The organism is Bartonella sp. AA81SXKL, assembly GCF_042196945.1.
Classification (GTDB): Bacteria; Pseudomonadota; Alphaproteobacteria; order Rhizobiales; family Rhizobiaceae; genus Bartonella.
This window is the reverse complement of the sequence record NZ_JBHIRH010000347.1, coordinates 369-609: the sequence shown is the minus strand read 5'-3', so window position 1 is coordinate 609 and position 241 is coordinate 369. Positions and strand designations below refer to the sequence as shown.

Below are 241 nucleotides of genomic sequence, written 5' to 3'. Positions count from 1 at the left end.
CCCCAAAAGGGATAAAGTACGTGCCTCATCTAGCAATCGAGCAGGATCTTTATCAATTTCAGCAGCATCCAAACGAACACTGCAAAAAGGATCTTCTACAGCTATCTGCGTGAGCTTAATAAAATGTTGTACACGCTCGCAAACAAGACCGCGATCCGGTCCGTAAATAAGAACAATAGGAAAAGAACGCGAAAAACGCTTTAGAAAATGATCAACTTCATGCGCTTTTTTCTGAACCAAA

1 pseudogene is annotated in these 241 nt (G+C 41.5%); it reads right to left on the bottom strand.

The features are described from left to right. Positions 1–240 (bottom strand): annotated as a pseudogene (gene holA / locus ACFINZ_RS11620) (DNA polymerase III subunit delta); the annotation flags it as partial. Position 241: the final 1 nt, after the last annotated feature.